At 62.1% G+C, this 17,088-nt stretch carries 13 protein-coding genes; all 13 read right to left on the bottom strand.

Annotation, left to right across the window (positions count from 1 at the left end):
• Window positions 1-24: 24 nt before the first annotated feature.
• On the bottom strand, window positions 25-1,749 hold the full coding sequence (locus ASE80_RS05990; RefSeq protein ID WP_056858107.1) for a ShlB/FhaC/HecB family hemolysin secretion/activation protein: 1,725 nt from the start codon (window positions 1,747-1,749) through the stop codon (window positions 25-27).
• A 474-nt stretch (window positions 1,750-2,223) separates the two neighbouring features.
• A complete protein-coding gene (gene pgaD / locus ASE80_RS05985; RefSeq protein ID WP_056858106.1) occupies window positions 2,224-2,706 on the bottom strand; it encodes a poly-beta-1,6-N-acetyl-D-glucosamine biosynthesis protein PgaD in 483 nt (160 codons plus the stop codon).
• A gap of 2 nt (window positions 2,707-2,708) precedes the next feature.
• Window positions 2,709-4,049 carry a poly-beta-1,6-N-acetyl-D-glucosamine synthase gene (gene pgaC, locus ASE80_RS05980; RefSeq protein ID WP_056858105.1) on the bottom strand — a complete coding sequence of 447 codons (1,341 nt, stop codon included), beginning with the start codon at window positions 4,047-4,049 and terminating at the stop codon, window positions 2,709-2,711.
• Between the two features lie 2 nt (window positions 4,050-4,051).
• The gene (gene pgaB / locus ASE80_RS05975) at window positions 4,052-6,049 is read right to left on the bottom strand and encodes a poly-beta-1,6-N-acetyl-D-glucosamine N-deacetylase PgaB (RefSeq protein WP_056858104.1); all 1,998 of its coding nucleotides are present in this window, start codon (window positions 6,047-6,049) and stop codon (window positions 4,052-4,054) included.
• Between the two features lie 12 nt (window positions 6,050-6,061).
• The gene (gene pgaA, locus ASE80_RS05970) at window positions 6,062-8,542 is read right to left on the bottom strand and encodes a poly-beta-1,6 N-acetyl-D-glucosamine export porin PgaA (RefSeq protein WP_056858103.1); all 2,481 of its coding nucleotides are present in this window, start codon (window positions 8,540-8,542) and stop codon (window positions 6,062-6,064) included.
• 297 nt (window positions 8,543-8,839) lie between these two features.
• Window positions 8,840-10,336 (bottom strand): YdgA family protein, encoded by a 1,497-nt coding sequence (locus ASE80_RS05965; RefSeq protein WP_056858102.1) that lies wholly within the window; start codon window positions 10,334-10,336, stop codon window positions 8,840-8,842.
• Between the two features lie 148 nt (window positions 10,337-10,484).
• Entirely contained in the window at window positions 10,485-11,117 is a 633-nt protein-coding gene (locus tag ASE80_RS05960; RefSeq protein ID WP_056858101.1) for a hypothetical protein, read from the bottom strand.
• An 80-nt stretch (window positions 11,118-11,197) separates the two neighbouring features.
• A complete protein-coding gene (locus tag ASE80_RS05955) occupies window positions 11,198-12,640 on the bottom strand; it encodes an efflux transporter outer membrane subunit (protein ID WP_056858100.1) in 1,443 nt (480 codons plus the stop codon).
• Window positions 12,637-13,527, bottom strand: a complete 891-nt coding sequence (locus ASE80_RS05950) for an efflux RND transporter periplasmic adaptor subunit (protein ID WP_056858099.1) — start codon at window positions 13,525-13,527, stop codon at window positions 12,637-12,639. Before ASE80_RS05950 ends, ASE80_RS05955 begins: the two co-directional genes overlap by 4 nt.
• On the bottom strand, window positions 13,524-13,733 hold the full coding sequence (locus tag ASE80_RS05945) for a DUF1656 domain-containing protein (RefSeq protein WP_016969155.1): 210 nt from the start codon (window positions 13,731-13,733) through the stop codon (window positions 13,524-13,526). The genes ASE80_RS05950 and ASE80_RS05945 overlap by 4 nt, the downstream gene beginning before the upstream one ends.
• Window positions 13,730-15,808: an FUSC family protein gene (locus tag ASE80_RS05940; protein ID WP_056858098.1), complete on the bottom strand. Its 2,079-nt coding sequence runs from the start codon at window positions 15,806-15,808 to the stop codon at window positions 13,730-13,732. Before ASE80_RS05940 ends, ASE80_RS05945 begins: the two co-directional genes overlap by 4 nt.
• Window positions 15,805-16,221: a MarR family winged helix-turn-helix transcriptional regulator gene (locus ASE80_RS05935; protein WP_056858097.1), complete on the bottom strand. Its 417-nt coding sequence runs from the start codon at window positions 16,219-16,221 to the stop codon at window positions 15,805-15,807. The genes ASE80_RS05940 and ASE80_RS05935 overlap by 4 nt, the downstream gene beginning before the upstream one ends.
• 322 nt (window positions 16,222-16,543) lie before the next feature.
• On the bottom strand, window positions 16,544-16,957 hold the full coding sequence (locus ASE80_RS30635) for a hypothetical protein (protein WP_133257349.1): 414 nt from the start codon (window positions 16,955-16,957) through the stop codon (window positions 16,544-16,546).
• Window positions 16,958-17,088 lie beyond the last annotated feature (131 nt).

Below are 17,088 nucleotides of genomic sequence, written 5' to 3'. Positions count from 1 at the left end.
TTCTCGTTGCAGCGGGGCGTTGAATTACAGGAAGAAATCCATGCGGAAGTAGATCGGCGCTTCGCGCTCCGTCACCACTCCAGGTCTTTCTAACGAGTGGGCAAAGGTCACGCTGGTGCTGACGTATTTGCCACGGGCGAACAGTTCCACGGAGTTGCTTGAAACGCGGCCGTGGTTGTCGCCGTTGTAACGGTCGTTGCGGATCACGCCCTGGTCGTAACCGAGGCTGGTGCCGTATTCCGCAAAGGCCGGGCGCAACCATTCCAGGGTGACCGGGCGGGCCCAGCGCACTTCGTTGCGCCAGTAGCCGCCGCTGTCGCCAGACAGTTGCTGGTCCTTGAAACCGCGCACCGACGACGAGCCGCCGAGGCTGATGCGCTGCGGCGAGAACAGCACGTCTTCACTGCGTTGCCCGGTGGCCAGGCTGGTGAAGCTGAACGACTCGCCCCACAGGCGAAACGGCTGCAAATAGCTGACGGTGGCGGTGTATTTGCGGTAATCCGGGGTGGGCGTGAGGTTGCCGAACTGGTCGCGGTGCTGGTCGTCACGCTGAGCGTCAAAGGCGCCGATGCCGTTCTGTACGCCGAGGTCGATGTTGACGAAGGCATTGCCGATGCGTCGGCCGTGGTTGATACCAAACTGCAACTCACTGAGGCGGTTGCTGCTGATTTCGAGCTGGGCGTCGTTGATGTAGTTGTTGGTGCGCAGATGAGCCAAGCCGACGTTGAGCGAGGTTTTGCTCACGTCATCGCGGTGGATCACACGTTCGGCGCGCAACTGGTGGTTCTGGTTGTCGCCCGACTGCTTGAACTTGAAAGTGTCGGTGTAACCCAGCGCGCGGTAATCACTCTCGCTGTAGGTGTAAGTGAAGTTCCACCAGCCCCATGGCACGTTGTAGTAGAGCAGGGTGTTTTTCGAGGTTTTCTGGTGGTCGCTGATGGCATCGTGGCCACCGCGCAGCACCAGTTGATCGGCCAGGCCCAGCGGGCTGTCCCACTCCAGGCCCGCGCCCCACTGTTGCTCGCCGGTGCTGCGTTGCCCGTCGTTGTTGCGCGACAGGCTGGCGCGCCAGGGCTTTTGCGGGGTGTTCTTGACCACCACGTCGCTGCCGCCCACTTGCTTGCCGGGGGTCAGTTCCATTTGCGCCTGTTTGGACGGCAACCGGTTGAGCTGGTCCACCAGTTGCTCGACTTCGCGCAGGTTCAGCGCCTCACCGACCTTGCCGGGAAACGCCATGGCCAGTTCACGCTCGGTGACGTTGCTGCCTTCGGCGCTGCGCACGGCTTCGAGTTTGCCTTCGACCACCAACACCTGCAGATGGCCGCTGGAGAGGTCTTGTTGCGGCAAGTAGGCACGGCTGGTGACGCGGCCTTTGGCGATGTAATAGTCGGTGATGACTTTGAGCAGCTCATTGAGCTGCGAGACGCCCAGGCATTGGCCTGTATAGGGTTTGAGCAGCAGCGCACGGTCGCCGGCAGGCAGGCTGTCGGCGCCTTTAAGTTCGATGTCTTTGATCGGGAAGCAGCGGGTGTCGGCAGGCGTAGCCGGTGCCTGTGGCTTGGCTTCTTTGCCGGGCAGGTCCTGAAGCTCTTGCAGGCGCCGGCTTTGCTCTTCGAGCAGGCGATTCTGCCGATCGCGGATCAGGTCTTGATCCCCTGGCGTAGGGGCGGCGATGGCCGTATTCAGGCTCAGGCAGGCGAGCATGAAAGTGCACAACACATACCGAGTCCGTGGCGATAAAAAAGACATGTTCGATCCATCGATTATCAAGGGGCGGCAAACTACCATCGAACTAGCGCTGGCCCAAGAAACCGGGACAGTTGCACATTCGTACTTATTACATCCGCAACACATTGATTATTAACAACAAAGAATTATCAATAAGAGATGACGGCGGTCGTTGGAACTTTTATTCCGACCAGCGGCAACTCTTTTGATAGTCATTCGGCAAACATCCGAGCAAATGCCATTATTTAGCCATCAACTACTTGCCGAGTTAGGTTAGTGCAGGAGAATGAGGAAAAGTTCTTGGCTGTTTTGTGAGTGGGATCCCATTTATCGGAATTCCAGGCGATGCAGATGGGATCGTTCCCACGCTCTGCGTGGGAATGCCGCCTCGGACGCTCCGCGTCCCGGTGATATCAGCACTAGGTGACGCGGAGCGTCACGGGATGCATTCCCACGCGGAGCGTGGGAACGATCTTCTAGGTGTCTTTGGGTTTTCTAGCCGGCGTCTTGGCCTTTTTCCGCGCCGGGCACCAGGGCCAGGCCGGGGCGCTCCACGTCGCGGGACACGTGCGACTTCACATCCTCCACGCCGCCGTCTTCGTCGTTGTGGATCACCAGCACACCCGGCTTGCGAAACTGCTCCAGGTGGCCGTCGCCCAAATTAAAACTCTCACTCAGGTGTTTGTCGCTCAGCGCATTGGCCTCGGCGCGGCGTTGGGCGAATTTGCGCCCACGGCGTTGTTGATAACGCGCCCAACTGATCAGGATGACCGCGTTGAACAAGGCGATCCACAGGTAGATCTGCAAGGTGTTGAGCGCCGCAAATATGGGCGCCTCAATACGCGGGCCGCCGTGGGTTTCCAGCATGGCGCCGATGCCACGCGCGAGCAGCCAGATCAACCCGCCCCACGCCAGCAGCGTCAGCAGCACATCGATGATCCACATCACGGTGTTTTGGCGAGTTCTGACCAGCTTCATGATCACGCCTCCTCTTCACTGGGTTTGATGCCGCGGTCCGGGCTGACCCAGCGCGCACGTTTCTGGTGCTGGTTGAACAGCACTTTGGGAAAACTGACCAGGGTGGTGAACAGGCTGACCAGCCAGAACACCATCGGGTACCACACGGTCCAGAACAGGGTTTTCCACAGGTCCTTTTCATAGCGCCGGTCGATCAGGATGCTCACCGCAAATTGCAGCAGGCACACCATCGCCAATACCAGGCCGGTAAAGGCCGGTGGCATCAGGGAATCCACGGCAATCGCCTGTGGCAGTACCACGAACTTGCCCACGCCCCAGAAGATCACCGAAAGCAGGAAGGTGAAGGCCCAGCCGGTGGACAGGCAGTACTCGAACAGCAGTGGCCACAGGTAGCGATGGCGCCACTGCCAGATGCCACGGATGTTCTTGAACAGCACCTCGGCGCCGCCCTGGGCCCAGCGCAGGCGCTGTTTCCACAAGCCGCCAACGGTTTCGGGCATGAGGATCCAGCACAGGGCACGGGGCTCGTAGAAGATCGCCCAGTGGTCCAGTTGCAGCTTCCAACTCACGTCGATGTCTTCGGTGATCATGTCGGTGGACCAGTAGTCGATACGGTCCAGCGCTTTCTTGCGAAACGCCACCACCACACCCGACACCGTGAAGATCCGCCCGAACACGCGCTGGGTGCGCTTGATCAAGCCGATGATCGAGGAGAACTCGCCCACCTGCACCCGGCCGATCAAGGTTGAACGCGTGCGGATGCGCGGGTTGCCGGTCACGGCGCCGAGGCGCGGGTTGTCGAGCATCGGCGCGACCATGTAGGCCGCAGCGTTTTTGTCGAGCAAGGCATCGCCGTCGATGCACACCAGGTACTCACTGCGCGCCGCCACGGCGCCCATGCGCAAGGCCACGGCCTTGCCCTGGTTTTGCGCCAGGTGCAACACGCGCAGGCGCGGGTTTTCCAGGGCCAGGGCATCAAGCACGGCGGCGGTGTTGTCGCTGGAACCGTCGTTGACCGCGATGACTTCAACGTTCGGGTACAGCTGGCCGAGTGCGGCATGAATGGTGTCGGCGGCGTTATCACCCTCGTTGTAGCAAGGGATGATGATCGAGATCAGCGGGTTGCCGGCCAGAGTCGGCGCCGGCGTGTCTTCATCCCACGGCCAATGCCGCTCCCAGTGCAGCCAGAAGTACAGCCCGCCGGCGATCCACAACGCCGACATGAACAGCGGGTAGAAAAACACGAAGTCCATCAAGAACTGCCCGGTGACCAGGAAGATCAGGCCCAGGGGCACGCCCAGTACCAGCGCCAACACGAATAGAGCCAGGATTCTGTCAAACATGATCAAGGGTTCCACTGGTTGGAAAGGGCCGGACGTACTGTCTTCAGGTCCGGCGAGTTTTCCAGGAAGTTATCCGGGTAGTAGCCGAAGCTCTTGACCCCCTGGCGTTTGAGCACGCCCATCCACTCGGCCATTTGCGCGCCATTGATATCGGGTGCCGCTTTGGTCCGCCAATCTTTGGCTTGCAGTTCGAACACGGTTTTATCCAGCGCGCCGGGGCGCGCCTTGACCGTGGCGACGAGTTTTTCCAGCCAGGCGTTGGAGGTGTTCAGCTCCTGGCCTTCCATCAACGGCATGGCCATGGGCGCAGTCCAGTCGTAGGCCTGGAGGAAGTCATCGAGGTTCTGCGCAAACCAGGCTTCGCTGGCCGGGTTGAGCATCGGCTCGGCAAAGATATTGCGTGCGGTCTGCACCTGCGGGCCACCGATGGCGCGGACCTTGGCGGTCAGCTCGTTGGTGAAGTCGATCAGGTAGTGGCTCTTGAAGCGCGTCCAGCGTTGCATCACGGCAGGGTCTGCACGCAGCGCCGCGATGCTGCCCGGCAGGCCGTTGGCGGCATAAGCCTTGAGCGCCGCGGGGCTGGCGTCTTCGAAGTCGGACAGCACGGCGTCGTCGTGGTACAGCACACCGTCGATGGCATTGTTGCGGGCCAGGTCTTCATAGATCTCGCCGATGATCTTGCGCACCTGCGGGTCGAACGGCGACAAGCGCTTGTATTGGTCCGGGTCGGTGCCGACCTGGCCGGTTTGCGGGTCCCAGCGGGTCACGCGCGGCAGCTTGGGGTCGAGGGCGAAACTCAGCACCGGCATCCAGGCATACACACTGGCGTGGGCACGGGTGCGCAACTGCCAGGCGACGCGGTTGAACAGGTCAGCGCGTACCGGCAAGTGGCGGTTGGGGAAGTACAGCGAATGCACCAGGCCGTCGCCCTTGGGGTCGGCGAAGGCTTGCAGGAACACGGTGCCCGCGCCCATGTCGACCACACGTTGTACCAACTGGTCGAGGTTACGCGCTTGTTGGGCAAGGTCCGGGTCGTAGACGTTGTCGAGGTCCACGTGCAGCACGCGCAGCGGTGCCTGGGTTTGCACCGCCACCATGCTGTTGGCGAAATGCTCGCCATCCGGGTCCGAAGCCACCAGAAAGCGCGGGCTGTTCATCAGGTTGCCGAGGCTGTCGAGGCCGTCTTCCAGGGTCAGCGCCATCTTGTAGCCCTGCGCGCCGACAATCTCCAGCGCGGTGCCTTTGGCGGCGCCGTAAGGCCACACCCACACCCGAGGCGCCTTGCCGGTTACGCTGCGGATCTTGTTGGTGATCGCCGCGACATCAGCCCGCATGCGCGCATCGAATTTGGCCTGGTCTTCATAACGACCGGTGGCCGGATCAAAGCGCAGGCTGGTCGCCGCCGGCTCCAGGTTGCCCTGGGGGTTGGCCAAAATCCCTTTGTGGTTGTTGTCGGTGTGCGCGGCGATTTCCACCAGGCCCGACTGCGACACTTCACGAATCTGTTGCCAGGTGAGGAATTCCCCACGTGGGCGTGGCGAGCCGGCGAAGTCCACCGGTTGATTGAGCGGCGTATCGATCCAATAGCCCACCGGCGCCAGCAAGGCCGGCCAGTGATAGGCGCGCAGAATCGGCATCACGCGGGTGTAGAAGCTCGAATAGCCGTCATCGAAGCTGAGCATGATGGCTTTGGGCGGCAACTCGGGGCCGCCGTTGCGTGCCGCCAGGATCTGGTCGACGCTGACCGCCTGGTAGCCATTCTCGCGCAACCACGCCAGCTGTTCGATCAAGCGCTCGGTGCGCACTGCCACCACCGCCTGGTCGGGGTCGCGATCCTCGACGTCGTGGTAGGCAATGCCCAGGAAATGGTTTTTCGGCCACGGCGCTTCGTTGGCCGCTATCGGCCGCTCGGCGGGTGGAGTGAAGGGCGCGGGTTGCTGGGCGCAGGCACTGGCCAGCATTACACCCAGGACCAACAGGCAACGGCAAAGGACGGTCATGGTCAGGCTCTTTTAGAAACGGTAAGTGAGGTCGACGAGCAAGCGCAGATCGCGTTCGCGATCACCGTCATAAGGTCGGCTGATCAGGCTCAGGTTGGCGCCCACGTCGAGTACATCGTTCCAGCGAAAACGTTGGCCATAGCCGATCAAACCGACGCCACCGGTTGAGTAATCCCGTTGGCTGTACGTACCTGCACCGAGCTGGAACTGCTGACTCCACTGAGTCTCGTAGCGGTGATAAAGCACATGATTGACCGTGACCGTGGGCAACACGGTGAAGTCGGACTTGGGGTTGAAGTACACCGTGTCTTCTTTGCTGTTATGGCTGGTGCCGACTTCCAGGCCCAGGTCGACCTGCACGCCGGGCGCGCTGTAGATGCCCTCGCGGCCGGTCAGCACGGCTTCGAAGCGGTTGTTGCCATCGCTGAAGTGGGACGGGCTCAGGGCCAGTTTCCACTCGCGGCTTTCATTTGCGCGCCAGCGGATAAAACCACTGCCGCCATTGGCGGTAACATCGGCATTCAACGCCCGCAGCGGCGTGGTGGTGAGCAGGTAGCCGAGGCTGCCGCCGTACTGCCAGTTGTCGTTGATGTCGCGGGCAATCGACACGGCCGCACCCTGCTTGGAGCCATAGCCGTAGGAATGGTTGGAGACTTCGGCTTCCAGGGTCATGTCACGGGTGCGGCGCTCCACGCCGACGCGCTGCCACCGGTGTTGGCCGGTGCCTTCGCTGAAATCAGCGGTGGCATAGCCGGCACCGGCGAACAGGCGCCAGTCTTCATCGATAGGCGGCGTGTAGAGCACGCTTTCGATGCCCCAGTCACGGCTGCCGGCCACCGCGCCGGTGTCGTTGTTATTGCCGCCGCCGTAGCTTTTACCGGTGTAGGCTTCCACCCGCAGCTCGGCCATGTCGTGCACATCCCGCAGGCGGCTCAGGCGCTGCACTTGGCGGCTGTCGGGGTTTCGGGCCAGCACGTCATCGGTGAGCACGTCCATTTGCCGCCATTCCTGCAGGTCCATGGCGGTGTAGGCCTGGCTGACTTCCAGGCCGATATCCCGTGGGGTCTGGGCTTCGGTTTCCTTGAGGATGCCCTCGGCGCGGCGCGGCAGGTCGCGGGCGCGGTACATGTCGGCCTGGGCCAGGCGCAGGCCGACATTGCCGGGGGCTTTGGCCACCAACGCGTCCAGCCCGGCTTCGCTGCCCGGCAGGTCACCGCCGTAGACGCCGGCCTGGGCCGACAGTTGTTGCGCGTCCATCCAGGCGTCGTTGGGGTTACCGATGGGCAAGCCCTTGAGTTCGACCCGAGGTTTCTGGCTGTTGGCGAGGCTGTTGGCAACTTCGCGCGCATCGGCGCCTTTGTCGCTTTCCTGCAGGGCGTAGAACAGGGCCGTGGTGTCTTCGACCCGGTCATCGGGCTCGGCATCGGCCGCGCTGATCACCTGGCGGTACAACGGCTCGGCTTTTTCCGGCAGGCGCTGGTCGAGGTAAGACGCGGCGACCCAGCGCAGGGCATAAGTGGGCAATTGCACGCCTTCGCCCTTGAGGGTTTCGTAGTCGCGGATCACATCGGCGGTGCGTGCCCGCGCCTTGAGGGCGCCCAGGCGGTCGATGCGCCAGCGCACCACGTCGTCATGGGCGCTCGGGTCCGGAGTCCAGCGCGCGAGCAGTTTGTCGTAGTCATTGAGGGCACGGTCGGCAACCACGTAGCGTTCTTTTTCGGTGCGGGTGGCGAACTCGGCCATGCGCACGCGCTCGGCGGCGAGGTCACCTTCGAGGCGGCGCTGGGTCACCGCGTCGAGCAGCCCCGGATGTTTGGCCGACAGGCGCAGCGCCGGCTCCGGCAGGCGGGCCTTTTGCAGGGCGACGATGTATTCGCGGACCACTTCAGGTTTGTCACCGGCGCGAGTAAAGGCCTGGTCGAACTCAAACAAGGCGTCGTAGTTCAAGCCTGCGCGGGTCAGCGCATAACCCAGGGCCATGCGGCGGTTGGGGTCATTGGGTTGCGCCGCTACCAGTGCGCGCAGGCGCTGCACGGCTGTCGCGGCCTGGCCACCGTCGGCCTGGGTCAGGGCCTGGCCCAGTTGCAGGTCGACATTGCCCGGCTCACGCACCAGCGCTTGCTGATAAACCGCCAGGGCCTGTGGCCACTGCTTTTGGTTGCGATAAGTGCGCGCCACCGTGGCCAGCGCCTGGGTGGTGAGGTTGCGATTTTTGCCTTGGGCCTCGTAGACCTTCAGCACTTCGGCGTCTTGCCCTGCCCAACCGGCAATCACCAGGTGATCGCTGATCTGGCCAGGTGTCTGGCGTTCAGGCGACAGTTGGCGCAACTGGGTCAGCGCGGGAGTGAAGTTGCCGTTACGCGCCTGGATAATCAGGGCGTCATAGGCTGGGTCGGCGAAGGCAAGGCTGGGCGTCAGCAGTTGGCTGCATAAGGCGGCCCCAATGAGCAGACGCAACCGGCCTGAAGCACTGATGGGTAGTGTTCGCAGCATATCGTGAGCTTCCTTACACACGGAAAGCTGTAACGATAGGTGGTCCTGAGCGCTACGCATCAGGGTGCCGGCGTCTCGTGACCCGGCCTAGCTTTCCTGTAGGAACTATCCCTTAAGGATGTAGAGAAATGCCCAAATCAGAACAATTGTTCAGAATTGTCCAACCGCAGAAAGACTAATGGAGGCGCAGGGTTGCCTGAGCCAAGCAATCACAGCCGGCCTGTACGCCGGTTGTTTGACTGCTGCTTCAGGCCAACCTGCGCCTCCATTATTTATTTCTTACCGATGTAAGAAATCTTACTGCGCGCCGCTGACCGCACCCGCTTTGGCCATCACGAAGCCAATGAACTGCTCCACGGTCATCTTCTGGCCGTTGAAGGTCACTTCATTGTTGGCGTAGTGCAGTTTGGAAACCACGTCGGTGCCCACCAGGGTCGCCAGCTGAGTACCAACGGCCATGCCGCTGACCATTTCGGCCGCCATCTGCGATTGCTGCTCGATGGCTTTAGGGTCGGTCACACCGCCCACTTCAGCTTGCAGGGCAGCGACGTCGCCGATCATCGGCTTGGACAGGGTCAGGTTGGCATCCAGCAGCGCGATAACCTGCTTGCCCAGCTCAACCGGCGGCAGCTCCATCGAAGCGGGTTTGGTCAGGTCCACCACCAGGTTGAACTTGCTTTCACCGTGGGTGGTTTTCAGCGACAGGTTTTCCACCGCCACTTGCGGTTTGGCGGCCAGCACCTGGTTGACGTTGGCCTCGGCCAGGGTCTGCTCGGCTTCGGTCAGTTGCAGCTCAGGCACTGGCTGGCCGGCAGCAGCGGCGGCTTGCACCGGCTGCATCTTGTCCTGGTAGAGCTTGGTCAGCACCAGCATCGCCGGGATGTCGATGTTCTTCATGCTCAGGGCCATGGCGGCCGAACCTACAGGTTTACCCTGGTAGCCGATCTCGTCGATCTTGTAGTCGACGCGACCCGCCAGGTTGTTGTCCTTGGTTTCGCTGGTGTCTTTCTGCTCGAAGCCCTTGAGGGTCAGCACGGCTTTCTGCGGGCCGAAGGTGACTTTGGTGTCGGTCAGCTCAACGGTGTTTTGCCCGGTGTAGAAACCGAAGGTGGATTTTTCCAGGTTGCTGGCCACGGTCAGGCCGGACAGCTCGGCTTCAAGCGGCTGGCCATTGGCGTCGATCACTGCCACCTTGAGGCTGTTCATGTAGCCGCTGGCCTTGACCTTCTTGCCTTCGGCGCTGCTGTCGAAGTCAAGGTTGGCGCCCGAGAAGCTCACCGAAGACTTGTCGTCCTTGATATCCAGCGGCAGCAGTTCGACGTTGCCGTCGACCGAGCGGTTGTAGCCGATATTGGCCACGCCTTTGAGCGGCGACACGTCCTTGCTGGCGGCAAACCATTTTTCGGTGGTGGCGTTCTTTTCCAGTTCATAGTGACTGGTGGCCATGACCGGCAGCCATTTCAGCGTCACCAGCCGCGAGAACGGTAGCGGGCCGTGTTCGATATGGTCGACGAACAACAGCTCAGGGTTCGGGTTTTCTTCACCGAACACACTGCCTTGGCCTTTGAGACGGTAGTGCGCGGTGCTGCTGAACAGGCCACGGTCCAGGGACACCAGCTCCAGGTTCACCGTGCCATCGACGCCGGCCATGGAGGTCTGCAGTTCTTTGTTGGCGTTCTGGATCGCGGTTTGCAACACCGGCTCCAGTTGCTTACCGGTGTACCAGGCGCCGCCTGCACTGATGGCGCCGACGGCGACAACGAAACCCAAGAAAACAACTGCTGGCTTATTCATGAAGTGACCTGATCAAATCCTGTGAGAAGTGGGCTGTCTTCCTTGAACCCCAGGAGGGGTTGGCTCAAACCCGCCGAAAACGGGGGAAGATTAGCACTGGAGGCCGAAAACGGCCCAGCTTTTCAGAGGGGTCAGGTCAGCGGTTGGTTCACGAGTATTCCAATTCAACCTCATCGAGTTGGTGATCGAAACTCTTCAAGCGTGCGGTCCAGGTGTACACCAACACCTCAAACTCGCGGTGTATCACCGCGTTGTTGGGGGTGTCGGCCTTGGGGTCGCAGAAGTCCAGCTGGTAGCGTTCTCGTGCCATTTGTGTGGCCACGTCGGACAATTCCCGTGCGTTATTCAGCCAATGCCTACCGTCGGCGACCTGCTGGTCGAGCAGCACACATTGTTTTTTCAGGGCTTCGAGGCTTTTTTCCAGTGGCGTGCCGGTGAGCTCGCCCATGACTTCCTGGAAGGTGCGCCCGGGCTGCCAGTAGCTGCCCCAGAAATAGCGGTCGAATACGGTTTCGACGCGACGCAGGGCGACCTTGGTGTCCCAGATCGCCACGCGGGTCTTGCCTTGTTGAAGCAGCTTTTTCTTCACCCGTTGATTTTGATAGGACGCCCAGGCCACCACGCCGATGGACAAGGTGCCGATCACCAGGCAGGCGCTGTCGAGAAACACCATGGCCTTGTCGAGTTGGTGGGCAAGCATGACGCCGTAGAAATAGGCAGCCGATAACAACACCAGTGCCAAGAGCACGCACCAGAATGCGGGAGCATAAGGGTTTTTCATTATTGGAATCCCCATGAGCAAACGCGAACTTTGTCAGGCGAGCCTCACGGTGGCCCGCCTGTCAAAGCATAGCTATTCGCTCAGGGTTTGCCGGGTTGTGACGCCTGCGTTCGTCCGCTTTCCCAACCGCCGCCCAAGGCCAGGAACAGATCGATCTGGCTCATGGCAACTTGCGTGTTCGCCGCCGCCAGCTGTGCACGCACATCGGTGTAGGTGCGCGTGGCCTGCAGGTCGGCCAGGAACGAGGCGCGACCGGCCTGGAAGAAGCGGTGCGTCTGCTCCGAAGCTTCCTTGGCGGACGCCCCGGCCTCGGCCAGGGCGTCGCGGCGTTGCAGTTGTGCGGTGTACTGCGCAAGGCCGGTCTGGGTTTCGCGGATGGCATTGAGTACCACGCCGTCAAAGTGCGCCAGGGCGCCCTGGGTCGCTGCTTCGGCTTCGTGGATACGGGCACGCGCACCGTTGGTCGGCACCGTCCAGCTGATCAGCGGGCCAAAACCCCAGCGATTGGTGGCAGGGGTGCCGAGGTCGTCAAGAATGCCGACCGTGCCCACCGTGGCGCCGATGCTGATGTCTGGGTACAACGCGCCGGTGGCCACGCCGATACGTGCGGTGGCCGCCGCCAGTTGGCGTTCGGCCTGGCGCACGTCGGGGCGGCGCTTGAGCAGCGCAGCGCCGTCGCCCACCGGCAGCAATTGGGCGATGTGCGGCAGCTCGGCGCAGGTGCCGGTGCCCGCGGGCAACTGGTCCACCGGTTTGGCCAGCAGCATCGACAAACGGAACAAGCCTGCCTGACGCGATGCTTGATAGCGCGGGATCTCGGCGCGCAAGGATTTGTATTGGGTCTGCGAGCGGGTCACCTGGGTTTCGTCACCGCGCCCGGCGTCACGCAGGCGCTGGGTGAGCTTGGTGCTCTGGCCTTGCAGGTCGAGGGACTCGTTGGCAATTGCCAGTTCTTCATTGGCCGCACAGACCTGGGTATAGGAGCGCACCACATCCGCCACCAGCGTAATGCGCGCAATATCGGCGGCGGCCTGGGCCGCGTCGGCGCTGGCGTGGGCGCTTTCGATGCCGCGCTGCAAGGTGCCGAACAGATCAAACTGGTAGGACGTGCTGATGCTGGCGCTGCCGATGTTGGCCACCGGGACTTTTTCCGTCAGCAAAAACGCTTCGCCCGACTCCTGCAGGCGCTGGGCTTCAGCCTTGGCGCCGGCACTCCAACCGCCTGCGGATTCAGCCTCTTGGGTCTGGAAACGCGCGCGTTGCAGGTTGGCGGCAGCCACGCGCAAATCGGTGTTGGAGGCCATGGCCTGGCGCACCAGCTCATCCAGGCGCGGGTCGTTGTACAGCTTCCACCAATCGGCCGGCACCGGTGCCGACACCACGTTGTTGCCCTCGCCCGCGAGCTGCCCTTGCAGGTCGCCACGGTTGATGGCGGACGTTTCCGGCAGCGTGTAATCCGGGCCTACCGCCTGGCAGGCCGACAGCAGCAAACCCAGCGCAGCGGTTGCCAGCAGCTGCTTCATGGTTGCTCTCCGTCTTTGACCTTATCGCCGATGATCGACACCGTAGCCGTGCGCCCGGCGATCATGCGGAAATCCGCCGGCACATCATCAAAGGCAATACGCACCGGAATCCGTTGGGCCAGGCGCACCCAGCTGAACGCCGGGTTGACGTTGGGCAGCAGGTTGGAGCCGCTGGTGCGGTCGCGGTCTTCGATACCGGCGACGATGCTCTGCACATGCCCGCGCAGACGGGCGTTGTCGCCGATCACGCGAATGTCCACAGCCATGCCGACGTGGATGCCGTCGAGCTTGGTCTCTTCAAAGTAACCGTCGATGTGGAAGGAGTTGCTGTCCACCACCGACAGCACCGGGCGCCCGGCGGTGACGAACTCCTGGTTGCGCGGTGCACGGTCGTTGACGTAACCGTCCACGGGGCTGCGGATCACCGAGCGGTCGAGGTTGAGCTGGGCGGCGTCCACGGTCACTTGGGCTTCGGCCAGGGCCGATTGGGCACGGGCTACCCGCGACTGGCTTTCTTCCAGTTGTTCGCTCGGCACCAGGTTGCCCAGGCCACGGTTACGCTTGTACTCGCGGTTGGCCTGGGCCAGGGTTTCCTGGCGGTCGGCCACGGCGGCCTGGGCCTGGCGCAGGGCCAGCTTGAAACGGTCCTGGTCGACGGCGAACAGCACCTGGCCCTTGGTCACCAACTGGTTGTCGCGCACGTCGACCTGCTGGATCAGCCCGGACACGTCCGGGGCGATCTGCACGATGTCGGCACGGATATGCCCGTCACGGGTCCAGGGTGCAAACATGTAGTACATGACCATGCGCCACACAACAACGACAGCGAAGGTCACTATCAATAACGTCAGGACGACACGGCCGATGGTCAAAAAAGGTTTTTTCATGTCATGAGGTATCGACTGAGTGAGTCCACGGCGCCCAGTAACAGCGCGTAGAGCCCCACATTGAACAATGCCCGGTGCCAGACCAGGCGATAGAAGTGAATGCGCGTCAACAGCCCGTGCACCACCAGGAACAACACATACGTAATGCCCATCAGCACCAGCAGCGTGGGCAGGAACACCCCGCTGATATCCAGATCACCGATCATAAAGGCGCTCCATCAGGTAACGGCGCTTCCCGCTCGGTGCCGTCGATAAATTCCACGCCCGGCAGCAACGACAGGCGCAGGCCGGCCAGGGCATGCAGCAGATGCAGGCGGGTGTCTTCTTCGTCTTGCTTGCCCTGGCCGTTGAGGGCGCGGCGGGTGCGGTCGAGGGTCATCAGCAGACCACTGGGCGCGGGCAAGCGTTCACCCGCCTTGAGGCAGGCTTTGAAGTAACCGCCCACGCCTTCGACCACCTGGTTGAGCAGCACCCGTGGCACGCCGTAGATGCGTGGCGAATAGGCCAGCAGGTCGAGCAGGTTCAGCGCCACACGCAAGTCGCGCAGGGCGCTGCCGGTGTCCTGGCCGATCAGGGCCAGGCGCGGCAGGTGCTGCATCAGGCGGTCGAGCATTTGCACGGCCATTTGCCGGTGTTCGGCCAGGGTCGCAGGCTCGGTGAGCGTGACGATGTCGCGCCAGCTAAAGCGGGTCAGGCGTTTGGCCGCCAACTCGGCGCCGAACGGCCGTGCGATCAGCGTCCACACAAAGGCAAACAACAAGCCCACAGGCCCGGCCAGGTTGACGTTGGCGAAGTTGAGGAAGTCCGCGTCGTAGGCGCCCTGGATGCTGATAAACGACGAGGTGTTGACCAGCGTCAGCAGCATGCCGAGGTAGAAACGCGGCTGCACCGTGAGGGTGCCGATGCAGATAAACGGCACCGCAAACGCCAACACCAGCATCGGGAAGTCGTGCAGGTTGGGCAGCACCAGAAACAGGTACAGGCTGGCGAACAGCACCGACATCGCGGTCCAGAAGAAGAACCGATAAATCTGCGGCGCCGGGTCGTCCATGGAAGCAAAAAAGCTGCACGCCACGGCGGCCAGGATCACCGCGCTGCCGCCGTCGGTCCAGCCCAGCAATATCCACAGCACCGAGGCGACGATGATCGCGGTAACGGTGGAAAACGCCGAGTAGAACATCAGGCCACGGTCGAGGAACGGCGTGAGCCGGCCCAGCCGCCAGTGGCGGTATACGGCGCGCCAGGTGTCCTGGCTTTCACACTGGATGGCGGCTTGCAGGCTGCGGCAGTCTTGCCACAGGTCCACCCACTCGCCGAGGCGATACAAGGCATTGGAGAACAGCAGCGTGTGGCGGTCGTCCAGCGCTTCGCCCTGGGGTTGCGCGGCGTCGATCCTGTCGCGCAACACGCGCCAGCGTTCCAGCGGCGCCTCTTCGGTGGTGCTCGCCAGCCAGGCGTCGGCTTCTTGCAGCAACGGCGTGAGCCGGTCGAGAAACTCCGGGGCGCGGTGTTCGATCGCGTAGACCGCGTCGTCCAGGGCATCGATCACCGGCAGCAGGTGAATCATGCGCCCGCGCAGCTCCTTGGTGTTGCGCACCGTCTGCGGCCGTGCGCCTTCGTGGGGCAACTGGCCGATCATCAGTTCCAGGGTGTTGAAGGTCGCGACCATGCCGCCGCGCAAGGTGCTGATTTGGTCGGGCGTAACGTTACGGGTCAGAAAGCGCTGGCTGTAGACCTGGGCATCGGCAAACCACTTGGCCACCGAGCCGTCGAACACCGGCATCAGGCGCCGCGGCCAGAACATCGCGCCCACAACGGCCGCAACGGCAATGCCGAGGAAGATTTCTTCGGTACGCGCCTCGGCCACATCCCACACGGCCAGCGGGTTATCCACCACCGGCAAGGCGATCAGCGGCAAGGTGTAACCGGCCAGCATCAGCGCGTAGCTGTTGGCGGTACGCAGGTGCAAAGACAAAAACAACAAGGTGCCGGTCCACAGCGCAATGATCACCACCAGCAGGTACGGCGTCTGAATGAACATCGGCACAAAAAACACCGCCGCCGCCGCGCCCATGAAGGTGCCGATGGCGCGGTACAACGCCTTGGAGCTGGTGGGGCCGACAAACGGGCTGGAGACGATATACACCGTGGCCATCGCCCAGTACGGACGCGGCATTTGCATGAGCATGGCGATGTACAGGGCGATCATCGACGCCGCAAAGGTGCGCACGCCGTAGAACCAGTCGCGGGCCGGCGGCATGCCGGTAAAAAATCCGTTCAAGAGGTCGCCTCAGCCGCCTCGAAGGCCCGCAGTACACGCAACGCCGCTTCAAGGTCACCGTGGGCGATGTCGGCCAACACTTCCTGGCGCAGGCGCACCAGTTGCACTTCCACCGCCTGCACCAACTCACGGCCGCGCTCGGTAAGGCTCAAGGCCTTGGCGCGACGGTCGTGAACGTCTTCGGTGCGGCATACGTAACCGTCATGGCACAGACGATCAAGCAAGCGCACCAACGACGGGCTTTCCATGCCGGAGGCCTGGGCCACTTTCACCTGGTGCACACCGTCGCCCAAGCGGCCGATCATCAGCAACGGCACGGCGCAGGCTTCGGAAATGCCATAGCTCACCAGCGTGGTCTGGCAGATTTTGCGCCAGTTACGGGCGCCCACCACCATGCTGCTGCTGAGGTTCATATGGAGTTGTTCGAGGGTTTGGGACACTGGATTGTTCACATACAGTTAGTTTGCTAACTATCAATATGGTGGATGGATCCAAAGCCGTCAAGTTTTGAAACACTTTTGTGATGGGTGGTGGGTTTGTGGGTAAGTAAAGCGCGTTTGAGCGAGAACGTTAGAATTCCGGCAGAACAAAACACCTGTGGGAGCTGGCTTGTCGGGTCGCCGCATCGCTGCGATAGCGGTGGATCAGCCGAGGTTGATGTTGACTGAACCACCGCCATCGCAGCGATGCGGCGACCCGACAAGCCAGCTCCCACATTTTGGACCCGTGTTGGCCTCAGACTGGCTGTTCGGCCTGAGCATCCAGGCGCCGCTGGATTTCGCCCATCATGTCCAAGCCATCGCGCAACGAAACCAGTGCTGCGGTGACGAGGTGATGAAGGTTCTGGCTGTCTGCTTTGGCGCTGAGCGTTTCCAACAGCTCGGTGCCGATACGCACGCGGCTTCGGGCTGTTTCATGGAGCAGGTGCGAGGGCGCAAACGTGTTGAAAGCCAGAACGGGAACGCTGGTGGGATTGGTTTGAAGCGGTTTGTATTGGTCCATCGATAAAGCCTCATAGATAAGATTTTGACCACCCTTCCCCGTCGCCAAACGAGTATGGGTGGCAGCTGTACGCAGGTTGGCGAACCGGTTATCTATGAAACCCGGCAGATCCGAAGATCTCCCGCGCACAGCCGCCATAGAACTCATGTATCCGCCAAGCGGAGAACACGGAGTTAGAGCGCTGTAACGCGTCATAGAATGCGGATCGCCAAATCCGATCGCCGATGTGCGGCGACGAGGCGAACTATAGGGGGGATGGTTGAGGCTGTGCAACTGGC

The organism is Pseudomonas sp. Leaf15, assembly GCF_001421425.1.
Classification (GTDB): domain Bacteria; phylum Pseudomonadota; class Gammaproteobacteria; order Pseudomonadales; family Pseudomonadaceae; genus Aquipseudomonas; species Aquipseudomonas salomonii.
The sequence above is the reverse complement of the archived record's forward strand: the minus strand, read 5'-3'. Positions and strand labels throughout refer to the sequence as shown.